This window comes from Acinetobacter colistiniresistens (assembly GCF_000413935.1).
Lineage (GTDB): Bacteria > Pseudomonadota > Gammaproteobacteria > Pseudomonadales > Moraxellaceae > Acinetobacter > Acinetobacter colistiniresistens.
On record NZ_KE340376.1, the window covers coordinates 183473 to 201454 of the forward strand.

17 protein-coding genes and 1 pseudogene are annotated in these 17982 nt (G+C 40.9%); 8 read left to right on the top strand and 10 right to left on the bottom strand.

Translation table 11 applies throughout. The features are described from left to right. The first annotated feature begins 254 nt into the window (after nt 1–254). Both F907_RS16575 and F907_RS16570 read left to right on the top strand, forming a co-directional pair. Nucleotides 255–908: a hypothetical protein gene (locus F907_RS16575; protein WP_016651122.1), complete on the top strand. Its 654-nt coding sequence runs from the start codon at nt 255–257 to the stop codon at nt 906–908. 188 nt (nt 909–1096) lie between these two features. Continuing rightward, entirely contained in the window at nt 1097–2812 is a 1716-nt protein-coding gene (locus F907_RS16570; RefSeq protein WP_016651123.1) for a proline--tRNA ligase, read from the top strand. A gap of 52 nt (nt 2813–2864) precedes the next feature. Here the strand turns inward: F907_RS16570 and F907_RS16565 are convergent, their stop codons facing one another. The 6 genes from F907_RS16565 to F907_RS16540 form a co-directional block, all read right to left on the bottom strand. Beyond that, nucleotides 2865–3200 (bottom strand): YegP family protein, encoded by a 336-nt coding sequence (locus F907_RS16565; RefSeq protein WP_005269410.1) that lies wholly within the window; start codon nt 3198–3200, stop codon nt 2865–2867. A gap of 148 nt (nt 3201–3348) precedes the next feature. Continuing rightward, nucleotides 3349–5022, bottom strand: coding sequence for an AMP-binding protein (locus F907_RS16560; protein WP_032861690.1), 1674 nt, complete (start codon nt 5020–5022; stop codon nt 3349–3351). A 321-nt stretch (nt 5023–5343) separates the two neighbouring features. Then, the gene (locus F907_RS16555) at nt 5344–5688 is read right to left on the bottom strand and encodes a zinc ribbon domain-containing protein YjdM (protein WP_016651125.1); all 345 of its coding nucleotides are present in this window, start codon (nt 5686–5688) and stop codon (nt 5344–5346) included. 52 nt (nt 5689–5740) lie between these two features. Then, on the bottom strand, nt 5741–6097 hold the full coding sequence (locus F907_RS16550) for a DUF488 domain-containing protein (RefSeq protein WP_016651126.1): 357 nt from the start codon (nt 6095–6097) through the stop codon (nt 5741–5743). 26 nt (nt 6098–6123) lie between these two features. Next, on the bottom strand, nt 6124–6486 hold the full coding sequence (locus F907_RS16545) for a DUF2004 domain-containing protein (RefSeq protein WP_050570454.1): 363 nt from the start codon (nt 6484–6486) through the stop codon (nt 6124–6126). A gap of 27 nt (nt 6487–6513) precedes the next feature. Continuing rightward, nucleotides 6514–6963: an SRPBCC family protein gene (locus F907_RS16540; RefSeq protein WP_005269398.1), complete on the bottom strand. Its 450-nt coding sequence runs from the start codon at nt 6961–6963 to the stop codon at nt 6514–6516. Nucleotides 6964–7151: 188 nt separating this feature from the next. Here F907_RS16540 and ygfZ point away from each other — a divergent pair, with 188 nt between their 5' ends. The 3 genes and pseudogenes from ygfZ (at nt 7152) to F907_RS16530 (ending at nt 9811) form a co-directional block, all read left to right on the top strand. Next, on the top strand, nt 7152–7874 hold the full coding sequence (gene ygfZ, locus F907_RS16535; RefSeq protein ID WP_016651128.1) for a CAF17-like 4Fe-4S cluster assembly/insertion protein YgfZ: 723 nt from the start codon (nt 7152–7154) through the stop codon (nt 7872–7874). Nucleotides 7875–8029: 155 nt separating this feature from the next. After that, nucleotides 8030–8761, top strand: a pseudogene (locus tag F907_RS0117805) (DsbC family protein). 246 nt (nt 8762–9007) lie between these two features. Beyond that, nucleotides 9008–9811 carry a tetratricopeptide repeat protein gene (locus tag F907_RS16530; RefSeq protein ID WP_016651130.1) on the top strand — a complete coding sequence of 268 codons (804 nt, stop codon included), beginning with the start codon at nt 9008–9010 and terminating at the stop codon, nt 9809–9811. Between the two features lie 41 nt (nt 9812–9852). On the opposite strand, the gene F907_RS16525 is transcribed toward F907_RS16530, so the two are convergent. Next, a complete protein-coding gene (locus F907_RS16525) occupies nt 9853–11982 on the bottom strand; it encodes a TonB-dependent receptor (RefSeq protein WP_016651131.1) in 2130 nt (709 codons plus the stop codon). A gap of 205 nt (nt 11983–12187) precedes the next feature. Here F907_RS16525 and mutM point away from each other — a divergent pair, with 205 nt between their 5' ends. Together mutM and F907_RS16515 are read left to right on the top strand one after the other, a co-directional pair. After that, nucleotides 12188–13009 carry a bifunctional DNA-formamidopyrimidine glycosylase/DNA-(apurinic or apyrimidinic site) lyase gene (gene mutM, locus F907_RS16520; protein ID WP_016651132.1) on the top strand — a complete coding sequence of 274 codons (822 nt, stop codon included), beginning with the start codon at nt 12188–12190 and terminating at the stop codon, nt 13007–13009. Nucleotides 13010–13041: 32 nt separating this feature from the next. Beyond that, entirely contained in the window at nt 13042–13332 is a 291-nt protein-coding gene (locus tag F907_RS16515; protein ID WP_005269379.1) for a peptidylprolyl isomerase, read from the top strand. A 61-nt stretch (nt 13333–13393) separates the two neighbouring features. Here the strand turns inward: F907_RS16515 and F907_RS16510 are convergent, their stop codons facing one another. The 3 genes from F907_RS16510 to typA form a co-directional block, all read right to left on the bottom strand. Continuing rightward, the gene (locus tag F907_RS16510; protein WP_016651133.1) at nt 13394–13726 is read right to left on the bottom strand and encodes a gamma-glutamylcyclotransferase family protein; all 333 of its coding nucleotides are present in this window, start codon (nt 13724–13726) and stop codon (nt 13394–13396) included. A gap of 147 nt (nt 13727–13873) precedes the next feature. Further along, a complete protein-coding gene (gene mscL / locus F907_RS16505) occupies nt 13874–14305 on the bottom strand; it encodes a large conductance mechanosensitive channel protein MscL (RefSeq protein ID WP_005244106.1) in 432 nt (143 codons plus the stop codon). A gap of 245 nt (nt 14306–14550) precedes the next feature. Further along, nucleotides 14551–16386: a translational GTPase TypA gene (typA, locus tag F907_RS16500; RefSeq protein ID WP_005269377.1), complete on the bottom strand. Its 1836-nt coding sequence runs from the start codon at nt 16384–16386 to the stop codon at nt 14551–14553. Between the two features lie 176 nt (nt 16387–16562). Between typA and F907_RS16495 the strand changes: the two genes are divergently transcribed. Then, on the top strand, nt 16563–17921 hold the full coding sequence (locus F907_RS16495; protein WP_032861654.1) for a uracil-xanthine permease family protein: 1359 nt from the start codon (nt 16563–16565) through the stop codon (nt 17919–17921). The last annotated feature ends 61 nt before the right edge of the window (nt 17922–17982 follow it).

The following is a 17982-nucleotide window of genomic DNA, read 5'->3' on the forward strand; positions in this document are numbered from 1 at the left end:
ACAAATTATGGTTGGTTTAATTTGTTTTATACAGATTAGTTGATATTTTTAACATATCTTTACTTGCATTATCAATGAAGTTTTTTGAACCAACCTATCAGTTTCTCTAAACAATCGTAAACAGTTCACACTTTTGATTAAATTCCTAATTTTTTTGCTGAATAACTATTTTTAAATGTATAAATTAGCACTAATATACAACTGATTATTATTTAAAAATAAGTGATTTAATTAACTTTTTTTCGGGGAATGTAATGACTGGTTCGTTAAAGTGCGATTTTCGCACGGGTCACTTTACAACGATTACTCGTACTTACATTTGTTCGTTTTTTCTATTGCTTTTTGTCGGCCATTCTAATGTATTTGCAGCAGAACCCGCCAAAGCGGTCTGGTATCGCTACTATGACAAAAACGGCGTTGCCAATGTCAGCACTTCCGTGTCCCCCAACCACATTCGATATGGTTATGAAGCATTAGATCGCAATATGCAGGTGATCAAGCGGAATAGCCCCTATAACGCAGCGGCAGATGCCCAGCAATCCGCGCAACGGGAATCGGTGGCACGTCGTCGGGAACAGGACCTCAGACTGAAACGCGCCTATGGCAGTCCACAAATTGCGGCAACAAAACGCGATCAGATCTTGGCCAACCTGAAAAAGCAGCTGAACTACCAGCAAGAACAATTACAGCAATTGCAAAAGGATAAAATCGCTTTTAAACGTCAGGAAATGGAATACCACCGCAAAGGTGAAGTACTGCCAACACAGCTCAAAAGCAATCTGGAAAATAATGCACAAAATATTGAGAACATCAAAAAAACCGTGGAAAGCTTACGTAATGCCTATCACAAGACCGAAGTGGAATATAGCGATATTATCCAGCGTTTAAATGCACTCGGTCCGACTTGATCAATACGCCCTTTTACAATCTCGACATTAAATTTTAAACAATTCCAATATTTAAATACCCAGCCATACTTTATACTGCGCCAAATTGAATGATTCATGTCATAATGCCCATTGCTCAAAACTGAGCATATTATTTTGCTCGTTGTTGTAGCACCTTTTAAATAACACTTAACTTTAGGACAGTTTCCATGCGCGCAAGCCGCTTTTTATTTGCAACGTTAAGAGAAACCCCAAATGATGCTGAGGTCATTTCTCATCAGCTCATGTTACGTGCGGGGATGATTCGTAAACTCGCTTCTGGCTTATACTCTTGGTTGCCCATGGGAACGCGTGTTTTAAAGAAAGTAGATGCGATTGTACGTGAAGAAATGAATCGCTCTGGCGCATTGGAAGTGTTCATGCCGGTGACCCAGCCAGCAGCGCTTTGGGAAGAGTCTGGCCGTTTTGAACAATATGGCCCAGAACTTTTACGCTTTAAAGATCGTCATGACAATCCATTCGTGCTTGGACCAACCCACGAAGAAGTCATTACTGATTTGGCACGTAATGAACTGAAAAGCTATAAACAATTGCCATTGAATTTCTATCAAATTCAAACCAAATTCCGTGATGAAATTCGTCCACGTTTCGGTGTAATGCGTTCTCGCGAATTCATCATGAAAGATGCTTATTCTTTCCACATCGATCAAGCATCATTACAAGAAACCTATGATGTGATGTATGACACCTATAGCCGTATCTTCACCCGTCTGGGTCTGGATTTCCGTCCAGTACAAGCAGATACAGGTTCAATTGGTGGTTCTGCATCACACGAGTTTCATGTCCTTGCTGCCAGCGGTGAAGATGATATCGCCTTCTCTACTGAATCTGACTATGCAGCCAATGTTGAAATGGCTGAAGCGCTTTTGGTCGGTGAACGTGCTGCCGCAACTCAAGCCTACAGTTTGGTTGACACCCCAAATCAAAAAACCATTGCTGATGTCTGCCAGTTCTTAAATGCCGATGCAAAACAATCAGTCAAAGCATTATTGGTACAAGGTCCAACAGATGAAAAAGGCAATACACCTGTAGTTGCCCTGTTCTTACGTGGTGACCACGAACTCAATGATATTAAAGCTGAAAAGCATCCATTGATTGCCGCTCCTTTAACATTTGCAACTGAAGCACAATTGCAACAGCATGGCTTGACCGCAGGCTTCTGCGGCCCACAAGGCTTAGTTGAAAAAGGGCTCACCGTGATTGTAGACCGTGCTGCATCGGTATTGTCTGACTTCGTTGCCGGTGCAAATGAAGTCGACAAGCACGCAACTGGGGTAAACTGGGATCGTGATGCGACATTTACCGAAGTCTTTGACCTACGTAATGTGGTTGAAGGCGATCCATCTCCAGATGGTAAAGGCACAATTCAAATTAAACGCGGGATTGAAGTTGGTCATATTTTCCAGCTGGGTACCAAATACTCAGAAGCATTAAACTGTAAAGTGCTGGGTGAAGATAGCAAACCACTCACCGTGACCATGGGTTGCTATGGGATCGGCGTGACTCGTGTGATCGCATCCGCTATTGAGCAGAACTTTGATGATAAAGGGATTATCTGGCCTCAAGCCATTGCACCTTTTGAAGTTGCGATTGTGCCAATGAATGCCCATAAATCACCACGCACCCTCGAAGCTGCTGAAGCACTGTATGCAGAATTACAAGCACAGGGTTATGATGTCCTACTGGATGACCGTAACGAACGTCCGGGCGTAAAATTCTCTGATCTTGAATTGATGGGGATTCCACACCGTATCGTGATTGGTGAAAAAGGTCTCGATGCAGGTACCTTCGAATACAAAGGCCGTCGTGACGCTGAAGCAAGCAACCTCAATAAAGAAGAATTATTGGCGAAATTGATCCGCTAATCTGAATTCCAGAGATAAAAAAGCCGTTTCATTGAAACGGCTTTTTTATTGATTAAACAGTTAAATCTTTAATGGTTTCAGATGGGCCATTGGTTTTCACCGATTCAATTCCCTTATCACGCGACTGCTCACTGGAATACAGCTGACTGGTTCCAATCACCTGATGATTGGCTGCTTTCAAATTAAAATATGGTTTTTCATTCTTCGAGGTTAAGCGATCATATCGACCATCATCAGGACTATTTTTCTGTACTGATGCGATCCCATTCAATGCTGCTGCTTTGGTTTTATATAATTCACTATTTAAAATTGGCTCACCATTTCCTGCCTTGAGTACAAAACGATATTGCCCATCACTTGCTTTACTGACTTCGAACCACCCTGACATAAGAACCTCTATTTATTGGAGTTAATCATTGTTTGTTATCTCCACCAATATAGTTCAGCTATCTCACTTTAAAAAGATTGTTTTTTGTTCAATTTTGGTAATTAACCAAATACACCAAACTGTAAAATGAAGCCGAAGCCAGCTCCCCTTACTGCTGTTCTTTTAAATGTCGGCGTAGTATTTTTCCAATATTTGATTTAGGTAGCTCATGCACAAACTCAATATATTTTGGACATTTATAGGCAGTCAGATTGGCTCTTATATGGCTTAGAATTTCATCTTCCGTTAAAGATGGATCTTTACTGACAATAAAGATTTTCGGAACTTCACCTGATTTTTCATCTTTTATCCCAATCGCAGCCACCTCGAGCACTTTATAATATTGGGCCACAACCTCTTCAATTTCCCTTGGATAAACATTAAACCCAGAAACAACGATCATATCTTTCTTTCTATCAATCAGTTCAATATATCCCCGCTCATCCATTATGCCAATGTCACCTGAACGGAACAGTTGATCCCGAGTCATGACCTGTGCTGTTTCTTCTATTTTCTGCCAATAACCCTGCATCACTTGCGGGCCACGTATGGCCACTTCGCCAGGTTGGCCATAAGGCAGTTGATTGCCATGCTCATCAATAATCACCACATCAGTTAAAGGGACAGGGATACCCACCTTGCCACTAAAAGTAGTTTGCCCTTTCGGATTAAAAGTAGCTAATGGCCCTGTCTCAGAAAGACCATAGACCTCGCAAATAATATTGCCCGTTAACTGCTGCCATAAATCTGCTGTTGCCTGTAACGTCGGCATTCCACCACTCACAGCCAGTTTGAAGTCAGAAAAATCTATTTCCTTAAAATCAGGTTGATTGGCGAGGGTATTAAATATCGTGTTGACACCAGGAAATACATTTGGAGAGTAACGGCGCCAAGTGTCTAGAATGTAATTGATCTCGCGCGGATTCAATATGAGCACCACAGTCTGGCCTGAATAAAGGCTATATAAGATACTGAAAGAAAAAGCAAATATATGATAAAACGGCAGAAGGCATAAAATTCGACTACTGCCACCTTGAGACGATAACAATAAATTTGAAGAAAAAGCGGCATCCATCTGTAAGGTATTAATAAATAAATTGCCATGCGTTAGGATCGTGCCTTTTGAAAGGCCCGTCGTGCCACCTGTATATTGCAGTAAGGCAATATCATGCAGCTGGAGTTCTGGTCGTTGATAGTGCGTAGAACTCAACTCATTCATGATGCTTTTAAATTGGTATACCTTACCGATGAGTTCATGTTGAATCACTTTGTTTTCTTGCAGGTGTGGATATTTAAATACTGTTTCCTCCGTCAATAAATCCGAAATCGAGGTCTGGATAATCGTCTTGACCTTGGTTTGTGCTTCAATGTGCTGAAAAGTTGGAATCGCATCATCAATAATAATCAAGACCTCTGCGCCAGAATCATTGAGCTGATACTGAAGTTCACGGGTGGTATAATGAGGATTCACATTAACTGCAATATAACCCGCACGAAGAATGGCACAGGCAATGACTGGATATTGCAGTAAATTCGGGAGCATGATTGCAATACGGGTTTGCTGAGCTAAATTTAACTGTTGTAAATAACTGGCAAATCGAAGACTAAGCTGATCAAGTTCAGTAAAAGAAAGGATTTGATCATAAAAAATAAAAGCAGCAGCATTCCTGTATTGCTGAAAAGATTGCTCCAGCATCTCAAGTAAAGATTCATGCTGGGCAGGCAATTGTAATTGATGGGCAATATTATACTTCTGGTATTCATTATTCCAAGGGCGGTCAATTTTCATTTATTAGATCTATTTATTGGGTGAAATTTCAAGTATAAATTTTTCTACTGAAAAAAGTTGCTGGTTATGTAAAAAACTGTGAATCGCAGCATGCATCACAAAAATATAATTATTATTAATAACAAATCAATATCTTATATTTTAATCAAGATCACACCTTATTATTTCCCGACCTATTAACAGCTATTTTCTTGATCATAACAGCCCGATACTTTTAATTAAAATGATCAATTAAATAGCAGATGAGGAAAATAATTGCACCTCCAAACGAAATCTAAAAAGGAGCATCTACATACTCCTTTTTAGATCAGATGATTAAACTTTTTTCACGAATTCGGACTTAAGTTTCATCGCACCAACACCATCAATTTTACAATCAATGTTATGACCATCACTTGCATCAGGAACCAAGCGAATGCTTTTGACCTTTGTTCCAACCTTCACCACAGAAGATGAACCTTTAATTTTTAGATCTTTCACGACCGTTACACTATCACCGTCTGCCAAGACATTTCCGTTGGCATCTTTAATAATGTCCTGTACTTCTGAAGCAACAGCCTCCCCTTCCTTCCATTCATGTGAACATTCAGGACAAATCAATAAATCGCCATCTTGGTAAGTATATTCTGATTGGCATTGTGGGCAATTTGGAAAAGACATAAAAAAAACTCAAAAGGCTATTATGATGGATAGACGCTATTTTTTCAAAATTTCAGCCTTGAATCTCTTTCCCAAGTAGATAATTCTTCAGTACCAAAGCATGATTCAAGGCAGGGTCTTTGGCCGCATAAATCAGCGTTAAAGGTTGCTGTTTGGCCATCTCTCTCAGTTCTTGAACATGTGGATTATCACTTAACTCTTGATAATAGCCCTGCTGAAAACTCAGCCAATGCTCGGCCTGATGACAAAATGCCTGTCGCAATTCGGTTGAGGGCGCAATTTCCTTGAGCCATAAATCCAAATGTGCTCGTTCTTTGGAAATTCCTCGCGGCCATAAACGATCTACCAAGACACGTTTGCCATCGGAAATAGCGACAGGATCATAAATACGTTTAATCTGGATTTGCACACGCGCTCCCTTTCACTCACTTCTATTTAACTTTCCATCGCGATATCAATCACCTGCCCTTTTGCATCAAAGCTTACACAAATCACATAATTGGTGATTTCATCAGGCAAGGTAAAATCAAGCATGTCATGTGGTTCTAAGCCATCCTCCTCCCATTGATGATCTAAGACCAAGAACTCCAGCACCTGCAACGATGTTGGCGTTGATGTCCCAAAATGTTTTTGCCAATATGCAGGTTCAACCTCCTCAAGATGGTGTTGAATAAACAACTCCACACTGTCTTCGGCCTGTTGGTTTTCTAAAGCCTCCCGCATTGCGATACGTGCAAGCTGTTCACGGTGCTCAACCATCGCTTGTTCTGACATAGCATCCCCCGATGTCATTATCATCCACTGTACTTTTAAGCTCTTTCTGTTCTATTGCTGATCTGGTATCTCAGCCTGTACCAATAAGCCAAGCAAATACAATGATTCTTGCCAACCTAAATAACACGCTTCAACTGGAATCACATCGGGTATGCCTTCTTGGGTAATATGGATTTCCGTACCAACCAACACTTGTTTAAGTTGAACCGTGACTTGGATATCGCCAGGCAGGTTCGGGTCATCAAAACGATCGGTATAGCGCAAGCGTTCATTGGGAACCAGTTCGACATAGGTTCCACCAAAAGCATGCGAACGTCCCGTTGAAAAATTGGTAAATGACATTTTATAGCTCCCCCCCTCTTGCGGATCAAGATGATGGACTTTTGCAGTGAATCCATGCGGTGGTAACCATTTGACCAAGGCATCAGGATCTAAAAAGGCTTTAAAAACCCGAGCAGGTGGCGCATTCAACACGCGATGTAATTTTACTGTACCCGTCATTATTCTTCTCCAATCTTACTCTTCTTCTAATGGATCGATTTATCATAGCGATTTGTTGTACAAATGCTATGCCTTCAATCGCTCATTTGAGCACGATTATCGAGAATCTAAAGCTGCTTTTTTGTGAAAAATGGCGCAAAATAACAATCCATATTTTAGTGATCAGAACGCAGATTTAGGATTGATCTATGAGCCAGCTTGCTTTTACTGCTTTTAGCTTAAATGGTGTAGATGCACAGAAATTTTTACAAGGTCAGGTGACCATCCATGTCGAACGGATACCTGAAAATGAAAATCGCTATACCGCTATTTGTGATTTAAAAGGACGCATTCATTTTGGGTTATGGATTAAAAGACTAAGTTCCGAAAGCTTTGAACTCATTACGACCCAAGACCAAGCTGAGGAATTTGCTAAGCATATTAAAAAGTTTGGTGCTTTTTCTAAAATGAAATTAGAACCAATCGGTATGGTTTACCCAACAGTAAACGGCATTCAAACTGAGTTTTCTTCAGCAGAACGCGATATCAATATTTGGCAAGTTCAGGCAATTCAGTCCGGGCAAGCTTGGATCAGTCAAACGACAGAACACTTATTCCAACCACAAGAATTACGATTGCACCAACGCGATGGCGTACATTTTGATAAGGGCTGTTATCTTGGCCAAGAAATCGTGGCACGTCTTTGGTTTAAAGCCAAACCAAAACACTGGTTGCATTTAATTCAAGCCAAAGGTGATCTACCTGCCCCGGCAACTCAGCTCAGCAAAGATGTTGAAGTGGTGAATAGTATTGCGTTTGAACAAGGCTATTTAGCACTTGTGATTGCCAAACCCGCCGCTTTAACAGAACTCGGTGTAACTGTTTTAGAGCTGCCTGAAGCACTGAATGGTGATGTCGCTCGACCACAGTAATACTGTATTCTGCTCTTGATATCTCTATCAAAAAACCTCTGTTTCTAGAGGTTTTTTGATATGCAGCCTTATTTAAAATAAAGTTTTATCGCTGTTCTTGTCGAAAGTTTAAATCAACGTTATTGTTCCTATATTCTCAACACAATCGATTCCACATGAAAATAACGATCAAAACATGGTTATCCGCTATCACGCTTAGCCTTTTTGGCTTACAAACATTACATGCCGATAGCAAAGCACTCGAACAAAATTTCAAGAAAAACTAACCTGATATTCCAGTAACGTCTGTATCTGCCTCACCCTTACCAGGTATTTATGAAGTCTATGCGGCTGGCAAAATTATCTATACCGATGAAACAGCCAAATACCTGTTTTTCGGCAACCTTCTCGATGTCAAAAACAAGAAGAATCTAACAGAAGATCGTTTGTCTGAGTTAACAAAAATTGATGTTAAACAACTGCCACTTGATCAAGCAATCAAATATGTCAAAGGCAAGGGAGAGCGTATTCTTTATGTCTTTAGCGATCCTGACTGTCCTTATTGCCAAAAACTTGAACAACATATGACCTCAGTAGATAATGTCACCGTGTATTTATTCTTGTTTCCATTGAAGAGATTACATCCTCAGGCAGAAGCCGTTGCCAATAAAATCTGGTGCGCTAAGAATCAATATGAGGCTTGGGAGGATTATATGCTACACCGCAAGGCTCCCAAAAATACCACACAATGTGAAACACCAATCCAGAAGAACTTGGTATTGGGTCAAAAATTGCAAATTGATGGTACCCCAACTTTATTCTTACAAAATGGCACCAGACTCTCTGGTAGCCCACAAAACGCAGAACAAATTGAACAGCTTTTACAAGAAGCCAGCAGCAAAAAATAAAGTTAAATTTAGGAGCTTGTTGACTCTTTTGACACAAAAGACTCTCAAGCTCCCTGACTTAAATGCTCATTAGTCGATTGATCTATATATTTTTTAATAAAAACAAAATACCGCTACCTCTTTTTCCCACTCCGATTTATACAAAATCCTTATTTACATTTTTGCCCAAACTTTTATGATGAGGGCAGCATATTGAGTTCTGCTATGCAAAGGATGAAAGCAGATCAACATGAAAGGAAAATAAACATGAAAAAATTGCTCATCGCGAGTTTAATTACTGTTGTTAGTCATAGTGCTTTCGCAGCAGACACAAAAACATCGACCATTAAACCTGATCCTATATTTACAAAAGCAACCCAACTTTACGAAGCAAAGGACTATGCTGCTGCCTTTCAAGAAATGCAACGTTTAGCCACAACTGGCAATCAACAAGCGATCTATAATCTTGGCTATATGACTCAGCTAGGTCAAGGTACCGCAAAAGATGAGAAAAAAGCATTACAATATTATCAAGATGCATCAACTAAGGGCTATGGCCCAGCCAGCTTTAGTCTTGCGCAGGCCTACCACAAAGGCACGCTTGGCCTAGGTAAGAACCCACAAAAATATAAAGAATATTTAGAGAAAGCCTCGATTCAAGGCTCAGATGAAGCAACCGTTGAGTTTGCAGATCTCCTATTCCGCCAAGGAAAACCTGAATACGACCAACTTGCCATTCAGAAATTATTGCCTTTATTGAGAAAAGATTATTATCCTGCAAAAAATCTAAAAGCAGTGTACGACCTTGGTATTGGGGTGAAGAATAAGAATCCATTTATGCAACAGCAAGCGATTGAGAGCTTAAAGGATCTTGCCAAAAAGGATTATGCACCCTCTCTCATGATTCTGGGCAATATGCTTGCCAATGGCAGTATTATCGATCAGGATTTAGAGCAGGCAAAAAATATCTTTTCACGCTTAGCGGCAGTGGACTATCCAAATGCGAAAGAATCATTAGTCAAAGTTAACGAAGCCATTGCTGCGAAAAAAGCAGCACCAACTAAAAAATAAAAAACCAAAAGCAGCACTTACAAAGTGCTGCTTGTTTTCACTTAGAATTGTTTGCTGACTTTAATCCCAGCACTCCAATTACGCCCATCTGCGGGTTCAAAGAAGCGGTTGCTTCCTTCGTTAACAATCACCGAGCCTGCATAGTTTTTATCGAACAGGTTATCTACGCGTGCAAAACCATTCACTCCCCAGTCTGCATATTTCCAAGCATATCCAGTATACAATGACGCGACCGTGTAATTTGGTGCTGCATCACTATTAATATCATTGACATACACTTTATCCATATACTGCACATCTGCACCTGCATAAAAGCCCTGCTCAGGTTTCCAGGCTACACCAATAAAAGCTTGGCTCTTTGCGATTCCAGGAATTGCATTTCCCTCAGGAATTTCAGCAACTTTTCCAACCGCAGGAACTTTAGAATCAAAGGTCGCATCTAAATAGGCATAACTGGCATTGATGGCCAAATCTTTCCAAAGTGCTTTATTCCAAGCCAACTCAACACCTTTGCGTAAAGTCTTATCTGCATTCCTAAAAGTTGCACGGCCACCAATATTTTCAGCTGCAACAATGTCATCCTTGGTTTGAATGTAGAATGTAGCCAAATTAAAATCACCTAACACATTTGAAGATTTTAGCCCCACCTCATAGTTATCACTTTTTGACGGTCTTAAGTCTAGCGTGCTGCTGCCACCTTTTGCAGGATAAGCCATCTCAGTGAATGTTGGCGTTTCAAAACCTTTGGCATAACTTGCATAGAGTAAAGCTTCTGGAATAACTTGCCAACTTAGAGCCACTGAAGGTAATACTTCTTCATAGCTAGTTTTGCCACTATTATCCCCATTCAAACCAACAATATAATGATCTTTCGATTCGTAATGCACATTACTATAACGCACACCTGTATCTAGACGCATCGTTGGTAAAAAAGACCATGAAGCCTGTAAATAAGGATCGACATTCCACAAGGTATTACGCTCATCACGGCGCAGGGCTCCTTTTACCCCTTTATCCCCAGTCTCATTAAAGTTTTGATAGCCTTGTCGACCTTCATTCATCGCATCAATTGCCACACCTGCACTGAACTGGGTATTCGGTAGTAAGTCCTTCCCTGTCCAGCGGAAGTCTGCACCATAATAATCACGTTTAAAATCAATTACTCCACCAGCTTGATACGGTGTCGCTGGATTTTTTTGAACCATATCTGGAATCGATTGATATTGTGTTACTTGACGTTGCCCAATGTAGGCCATCGCATACAGTTCATTTTGGTCATTGATTGGTTTTGACCATGTAAGCCCTGTTTGGGTTTGATCAATCTTTTTACGTGCATTGTAATCCAAAACATTTTTTGCCACTTGTCTTGGATTCACTTCCCAATCTGCTCGTGTTAAGCCACCAGGATCATCAGCATCAATCTTGACGTAGTTAGTGATCCAGTTAATCTTACTACCATCATCCAAATTCCACGTCAGTTTTGCATTGCTTAAAACTTTGTTTGCCCCGCTATGGTCTCGAAAACCATCGGTATCAAAATAAGATGAGCTAATCACATAACTCGGTTCATTTTGATTTTTAGCACCACCTTGCAACACAATACCCGCACGATTCTTATTGTGGCTGCCTCCGGCATAACTCATTTCAATCGAGTCTTTACCCTGACCTTCTCTGGTTGTTGCCAGAATCGCCCCGCCCGATGAATTGCCATAAATCGAAGAAAATGGCCCTGTTAAGACTTCAATATGACTCAAACTGCTTAAATCAATATTTGAGGTTTGCCCCTGCCCGTCAGGCATCGTTGCCGGAATACCATCGGTATATAAACGAATGCCACGAACGCCAAAAGTAGAGCGCGCACCAAAACCACGCATTGACAGTTGCAAATCCTGTGCGTAGTTCTCACGATTACGTAATTGAAGACTCGGAATTCCCTTCACAACTTCAGTTAAATTCACTTGTGCTGATTGATCGTTTTTAGGCATATCCACCCTAAAAATCGAGGCTGGTGTTTGCATATATGTGGTGTCGGTGCGTGTTGCTTCAACTTTAATTGATGGCAATTGCACAGCTTGCTCAGCATCAGATTCAATCGCCCAGACAGCGCTACTACCCACCCCCATACACATTGCGATGCAACTGTATAAGAGATTAATTTTCGGAGAAGGCATGAAGATTCCTTATTTCTCAAAATTTCAAAAATGACTCTAAAATGTAAGAATTTGATTATTTTATATTGATCTTACCTATTTAACTTTTACAGCCATCATCAAGAACGTTACCGATCTGCATTGGCAAATAAAATTAAATACCGTCATAATTGTAAGTGAAACATTTACCCTCATTGTATTGTTGTTGAAACAACTTGAGCTCTATATGCCTGAACTTCCTGAAGTTGAAACCACCAAAACCAGCCTTCTCCCTCTTTTAGAGCAACGTGTTCAAGCAGTCACCGTATTGAATGCGAGTTTACGCTGGCCAATTCCCAACGATCTCGACAAACTGGTTGGACAACGTCTAACGCAACTGAAACGCCGCTCTAAATATATTCTGGCCGAATTTGAACAAGATCAAATGCTCTGGCATTTGGGTATGTCGGGCAGCTTCCGTTTGTGTCAACCCAATGAAGCGCTGAGAAAGCATGATCATCTGGTGATTGATTTTGAGGATTTGCAACTCCGCTATCACGACCCACGTCGCTTTGGCTGTATTTTGTGGTTAGATCAAGCCAATCAAAGCAAACTGATCGACACACTCGGTCCTGAGCCACTCAGTGAAGATTTTAACGCGACTTACTTACGTGAAAAACTGAGTAAAAAGAATGTCGGCATTAAAATTGCTTTGATGGATAACCATGTGGTGGTTGGTGTCGGCAATATTTATGCGACCGAAAGTTTATTCAACATCGGGGTTCACCCAGCCCAGCCAGCTTCAACGCTGAGCAAAGCACAGGTAGAAAAACTGGTCATTGAAGTTAAACGCATCTTAAAACAGGCGATTGACCTTGGTGGCTCTACCTTGCGTGACTATAGCAATGCCATGGGTGAAAATGGTTATTTTCAACAGACGCTTTTGGCCTATGGGCGTGCAGGCGAAATGTGTGTAAATTGCGAAACCACCCTGGAAAACTTGAAGCTCGGTCAACGTGCCAGCGTATTTTGCCCGCAATGCCAACCATTGAAGTTTAAAAAAGCTTAGGCTTATTCAAATATCCCCAAGGAGAACAAATCATGCAAACTGCGATTGTTCGACATATTCTCGTCAAAGATAAAGATTTAGCTGAGCAGCTAAAAAAGCGGATTCAGTCTGGTGCTGATTTCAGCAAAGTCGCCAAGCAATATTCAACCTGTAACTCAGCTAAACGCGGTGGTGAACTCGGCGAGGTGAAAAAAGGTCAGTTGGTGCCTGTCATCGATAAACTGGTCTTTAGCGCAGCAGAACGTATTTTACATGGTCCGATTAAAAGCCAGTTTGGTTTTCATTTGGTTGAAGTCAAATTCCGTATGGGCAGTTTGAGATAATCGGTCTACTTGAGCTTAAATTTAGATTTAAGCTCAACAGCCAGTTCCGAGAATAAACCTTTTAATCCTGCGGCCTCATCACATAGGTCCATGCCAATGTCATTTCACCATTAGACAACTGAACCTGAGTCTTTACACGTTGATATTGTATCCCTTCAAAATCATCCAGCATTTGCCAATGCTGTTTCAATTTCTCGGTACTAAACACATATCCCCCAACCAGTGGATCTGCTTCATTCAGAACGATGGCAGGCAAGCCTTCATCTGGCCCCCAATCTAGAATATGAATCGTGCCATGCACCGAAGCTTGCTGCCAGTCTCCACCGATTTCTCCCAAAATATGGGCATTTTCTCGATTTGGGCATAATGTACCATATACAAATAATCGGTTCATGTTGGTTGATCCCTCTCACAATATGCACAGCATCTTAAAATGAAAGCAGCATTTTTTCTATGAAAAATGACGATTTTTACATCACGATCCTGTTCCAATAAGCAATAAAAAACGGCACCTCAGATGCCGTTTCTTATTCGAGCTAACTTAGCCTTGTTTTTTTAATTCATCACGAATTTCACGTAACAATTGAACATCTTCAGGTGTTGCTTCTGGCTCTGGTGCAGCCTCTTCTTGTTTACGAATACGGTTCATCACTTTCACCAACAAGAACACAACCCATGCTAATAGCAAGAAGTTAATCAGGATCGTTAAGAAGCTACCATACGCAAAGACATTCAGTCCTGCATCCTGTGCCGCTTTCAACGTCGTCACATTGTTCGGGTTATCACCGAGGATAAGGAACCAGTTGGTGTAATCTACATTGCCACCCAAGATCCATGAAATCACCGGCATCACAATATCTTTCACCAATGAATCAATGATTTTACCGAAAGCGCCACCAATGATGACACCAATCGCTAAATCCATCATATTGCCTTTGATGGCAAATTCTTTAAATTCTTTAATAATACTCATCTATAACTCTCCAGAGTTGAATTTGATCGCAACCTGTTTTTGCATTGTTTATTACACAGGTGCCGTTATCCACATAATGCTGATAATTTAATATTTTTATCAAAAAAAGAAAGTTATTTCACACTTTAACAACACTTTTTATTTTCATAAAAATATGTCTTTAAGCATGTTCCTCCCATCAGATTTATGCAATAAAAAACCGCTAAATGAATTTAGCGGTTTTTTCATTTTTCAGTGAAGAAAAATTATTTATCACGATTACGTTTACGTTCGTTTTCAGTTAAGTAACGCTTACGGATACGAATCGATTTTGGTGTTACTTCAACCAACTCATCATCTTGAATGAATTCAAGCGCTTGTTCAAGCGTGTATTCCATTGCAGGTGTTAAAGTTAAAGCTTCATCAGTACCTGATGCACGAACGTTAGTTAACTGTTTCGCTTTGGTTGGGTTTACAACCATATCGTCAGAACGTGAGTTAATACCGATGATCATACCTTCATACACTTCTAACTGTGGTTTAGCGAATAAACGACCACGGTCTTGAAGCGTAAATAATGCATAGCCCAAGCAAGTCCCTTGAACCATAGAAATCAACACACCATTTTGACGTTTCGCAACAGTACCTGCTTTTGCTGGACCGTAATGCGAGAAGCTTGATGTCATGATCCCTGTACCAGAAGTCATAGTTAGGAATTCAGAACGGAAACCAATCAAGCCACGCGAAGGTACAGTTGCTTCAATACGGATACGGCCTTTACCGTCAACTTCCATATTGGTCATTTCGCCTTTACGGAAGCCCATTTGTTCCATTACAGAACCTTGATGCTGTTCTTCAACGTCAAAAGTGACATTTTCGTATGGCTCTTGTTTTTCGCCATCGATTTCTTTCATGATCACTTGTGGACGTGATACGCCCATTTCGAAGCCTTCACGACGCATGTTTTCAATTAAAACTGAAAGGTGAAGTTCACCACGACCTGAAACCTTGAAACGGTCTGGGCTGTCAGTATCTTCAACACGAAGTGCTACGTTGTGAATCAATTCACGGTCAAGACGTTCACGAATGTTACGTGAAGTTACGAATTTACCTTCTTTACCAGCAAACGGTGAGTTGTTTACTTGGAAAGTCATCGATACAGTCGGTTCATCTACAGACAATGCTGGTAATGCTTCAACATTTTTAGGATCACAAATCGTATCAGAAATGTTTAATGCATCAATACCCGTAATACAGATGATGTCACCAGCTGAAGCTGATTCAACATCAACACGCTCTAAACCATGGTAACCCATGATTTTTAAGATACGGCCGTTACGTGTATTGCCATCTTTATCGACAACAGTAACAGGTGTATTTAATTTTACAGAACCACGTTGAATACGACCAACACCGATAACACCTACGAAACTGTTATAGTCAAGTGATGAAATCTGCATTTGGAAAGGACCATCAACATCAACTGCTGGTGGTTCAACGATATCAACGATAGTTTGGAACAACGGTGTCATATCTTCCGCTAATTCTTCTGGTGAAGGACCAGCAACACCACGAAGACCAGAAGCATAGACAACTGGGAAGTCTAACTGTTCGTCAGTACCACCTAAGTTATCGAACAAATCAAAAACTTGATCAATAACCCAGTCTGGACGCGCGCTAGGCTTGTCAACTTTGTTGATAATCACGATTGGCTTCAAACCACGTGCGAACGCTTTTTGCGTTACGAAACGAGTTTGTGGCATTGGACCTTCTTGTGAGTCTACAAGAAGCAATACACAGTCAACCATCGACATTACACGTTCAACTTCACCACCGAAGTCGGCGTGTCCCGGGGTGTCAACAATGTTAATGCGGTATTCAGTGTTAGTACGTGCATCTAACCATTTAATTGCAGTGTTTTTTGCAAGAATGGTAATACCACGTTCAGACTCAAGCGCGTTAGAATCCATAACACGTTCAATCTCGCCTGCGCGATCACCAAGAGCACCTGATTGTTGTAAAAGTTTGTCGACTAAAGTCGTCTTACCATGATCGACGTGCGCAATAATGGCAATGTTACGGAGAGTTTTAATATCTGACATGTAAAATTCGATACGCTTTAAATTTGAGGGCAAATTATACAGAAAAATACTAAACTTTAGTAGTGACAGTTTATTGACAGTGCACTTTTTTTCTGACGAAGTGTCATTGAATCGTTGGTAAAGCGAGCTAACTCTATTAGAATATTGCTCTAATGCCTCTCGCTTTTTATACTCCCATGTCGAATTCACAACCTCAGCAGCAGCTTGATCTGGTCTATGGACTCAATGATCAACCGAAACCTTTTGTTGCATTTTTAGCCGCCCTACAGCATCTCTTGGCGATTTTAGTCCCGATTGTGACCCCTGGATTACTGATTTGTTTGGCACTTGGCGTCTCTCGCGAAGACACCAATATGATCCTTTCCATGTCACTGATCATCTCAGGAATTGCAACTTTTTTACAATGTAAAAAAGTTGGCCCTTTTGGTGCCGGATTGTTAATTGTTCAGGGTACCAGCTTTAATTTTATCGGACCAATCATCGGGATTGGTAGTGCTATGGTGGCTGCGGGCACCCCTGTTGAGCAAGTGATGGCCGCCATTTTTGGTGTCGTAATTGCAGGTTCATTTATTGAGATGGGTGTATCACGAATTTTACCTTGGGTTAAAAAGCTGATTACTCCTTTAGTCACAGGCATTGTGGTGCTGTTGATTGGCCTTACTTTGATTAAAGAAGGTTTGATCAGCATGGGCGGTGGTTATACCGCCATGCAAGACAATACTTTTGCCAATGCAGACAACTTGATCATGTCCTGTACTGTTCTTGGAATTATTATCTTACTGAATCGAATCCGCATTGTTTGGGTGAAAAGTTCAGCCATTTTAATTGCACTGGTGATTGGCTATATTCTTGCTGGTTTTATGGGACACCTGAACTTTGCTGTCCTCAATGATGCACCATTAATTCAAATTCCAACCCCAATGCATTTTGGATTAAGTTTCTCTTGGAGCTTATTCATTCCAATGGCATTCATTTATCTGGTCACTTCACTTGAAGCAATTGGCGACGTCACTGCGACCAGTAAAATCTCGAATCAACCAGTTGATGGTCCAGTTTGGATGCAACGTATTAAAGGCGGTGTACTAGTCAATGGTGCAAACTCATTCTTAGCAGGTATCTTCAATACTTTCCCAAGCTCAGTATTCGCACAAAACAATGGCGTAATTCAATTGACTGGCGTGGCAAGTCGTTATGTCGGAATCTGGATTGCTGTGCTGCTCGTGATTTTAGGCTTATTCCCTGCTGTAGCTGCTGTAATTCAAGCCGTGCCACAAGCGGTCCTTGGTGGTGCTGTGATGGTGATGTTTGGGGCTGTAGCCGCGTCTGGGATTAATATTCTTTCGAGTATTCATCTCGATCGTCGTGCCTTGCTGATTATTGCGATTTCACTTGCACTTGGTTTAGGTGTCGCTCAAGTTCCTCAAATTCTTGAACACCTGCCTGAGCTATTTAAAAATATTTTTAGCTCTGGTGTCGCAACTGGCGGTATTGCCGCTTTGATTTTAAACATTGTTTTACCCGATACACATAAGTAATCAACAAACAATCGCAAGTGCCCAGTTTCACGACTGGGCTTTGTTTTTGATGAGAGATCAA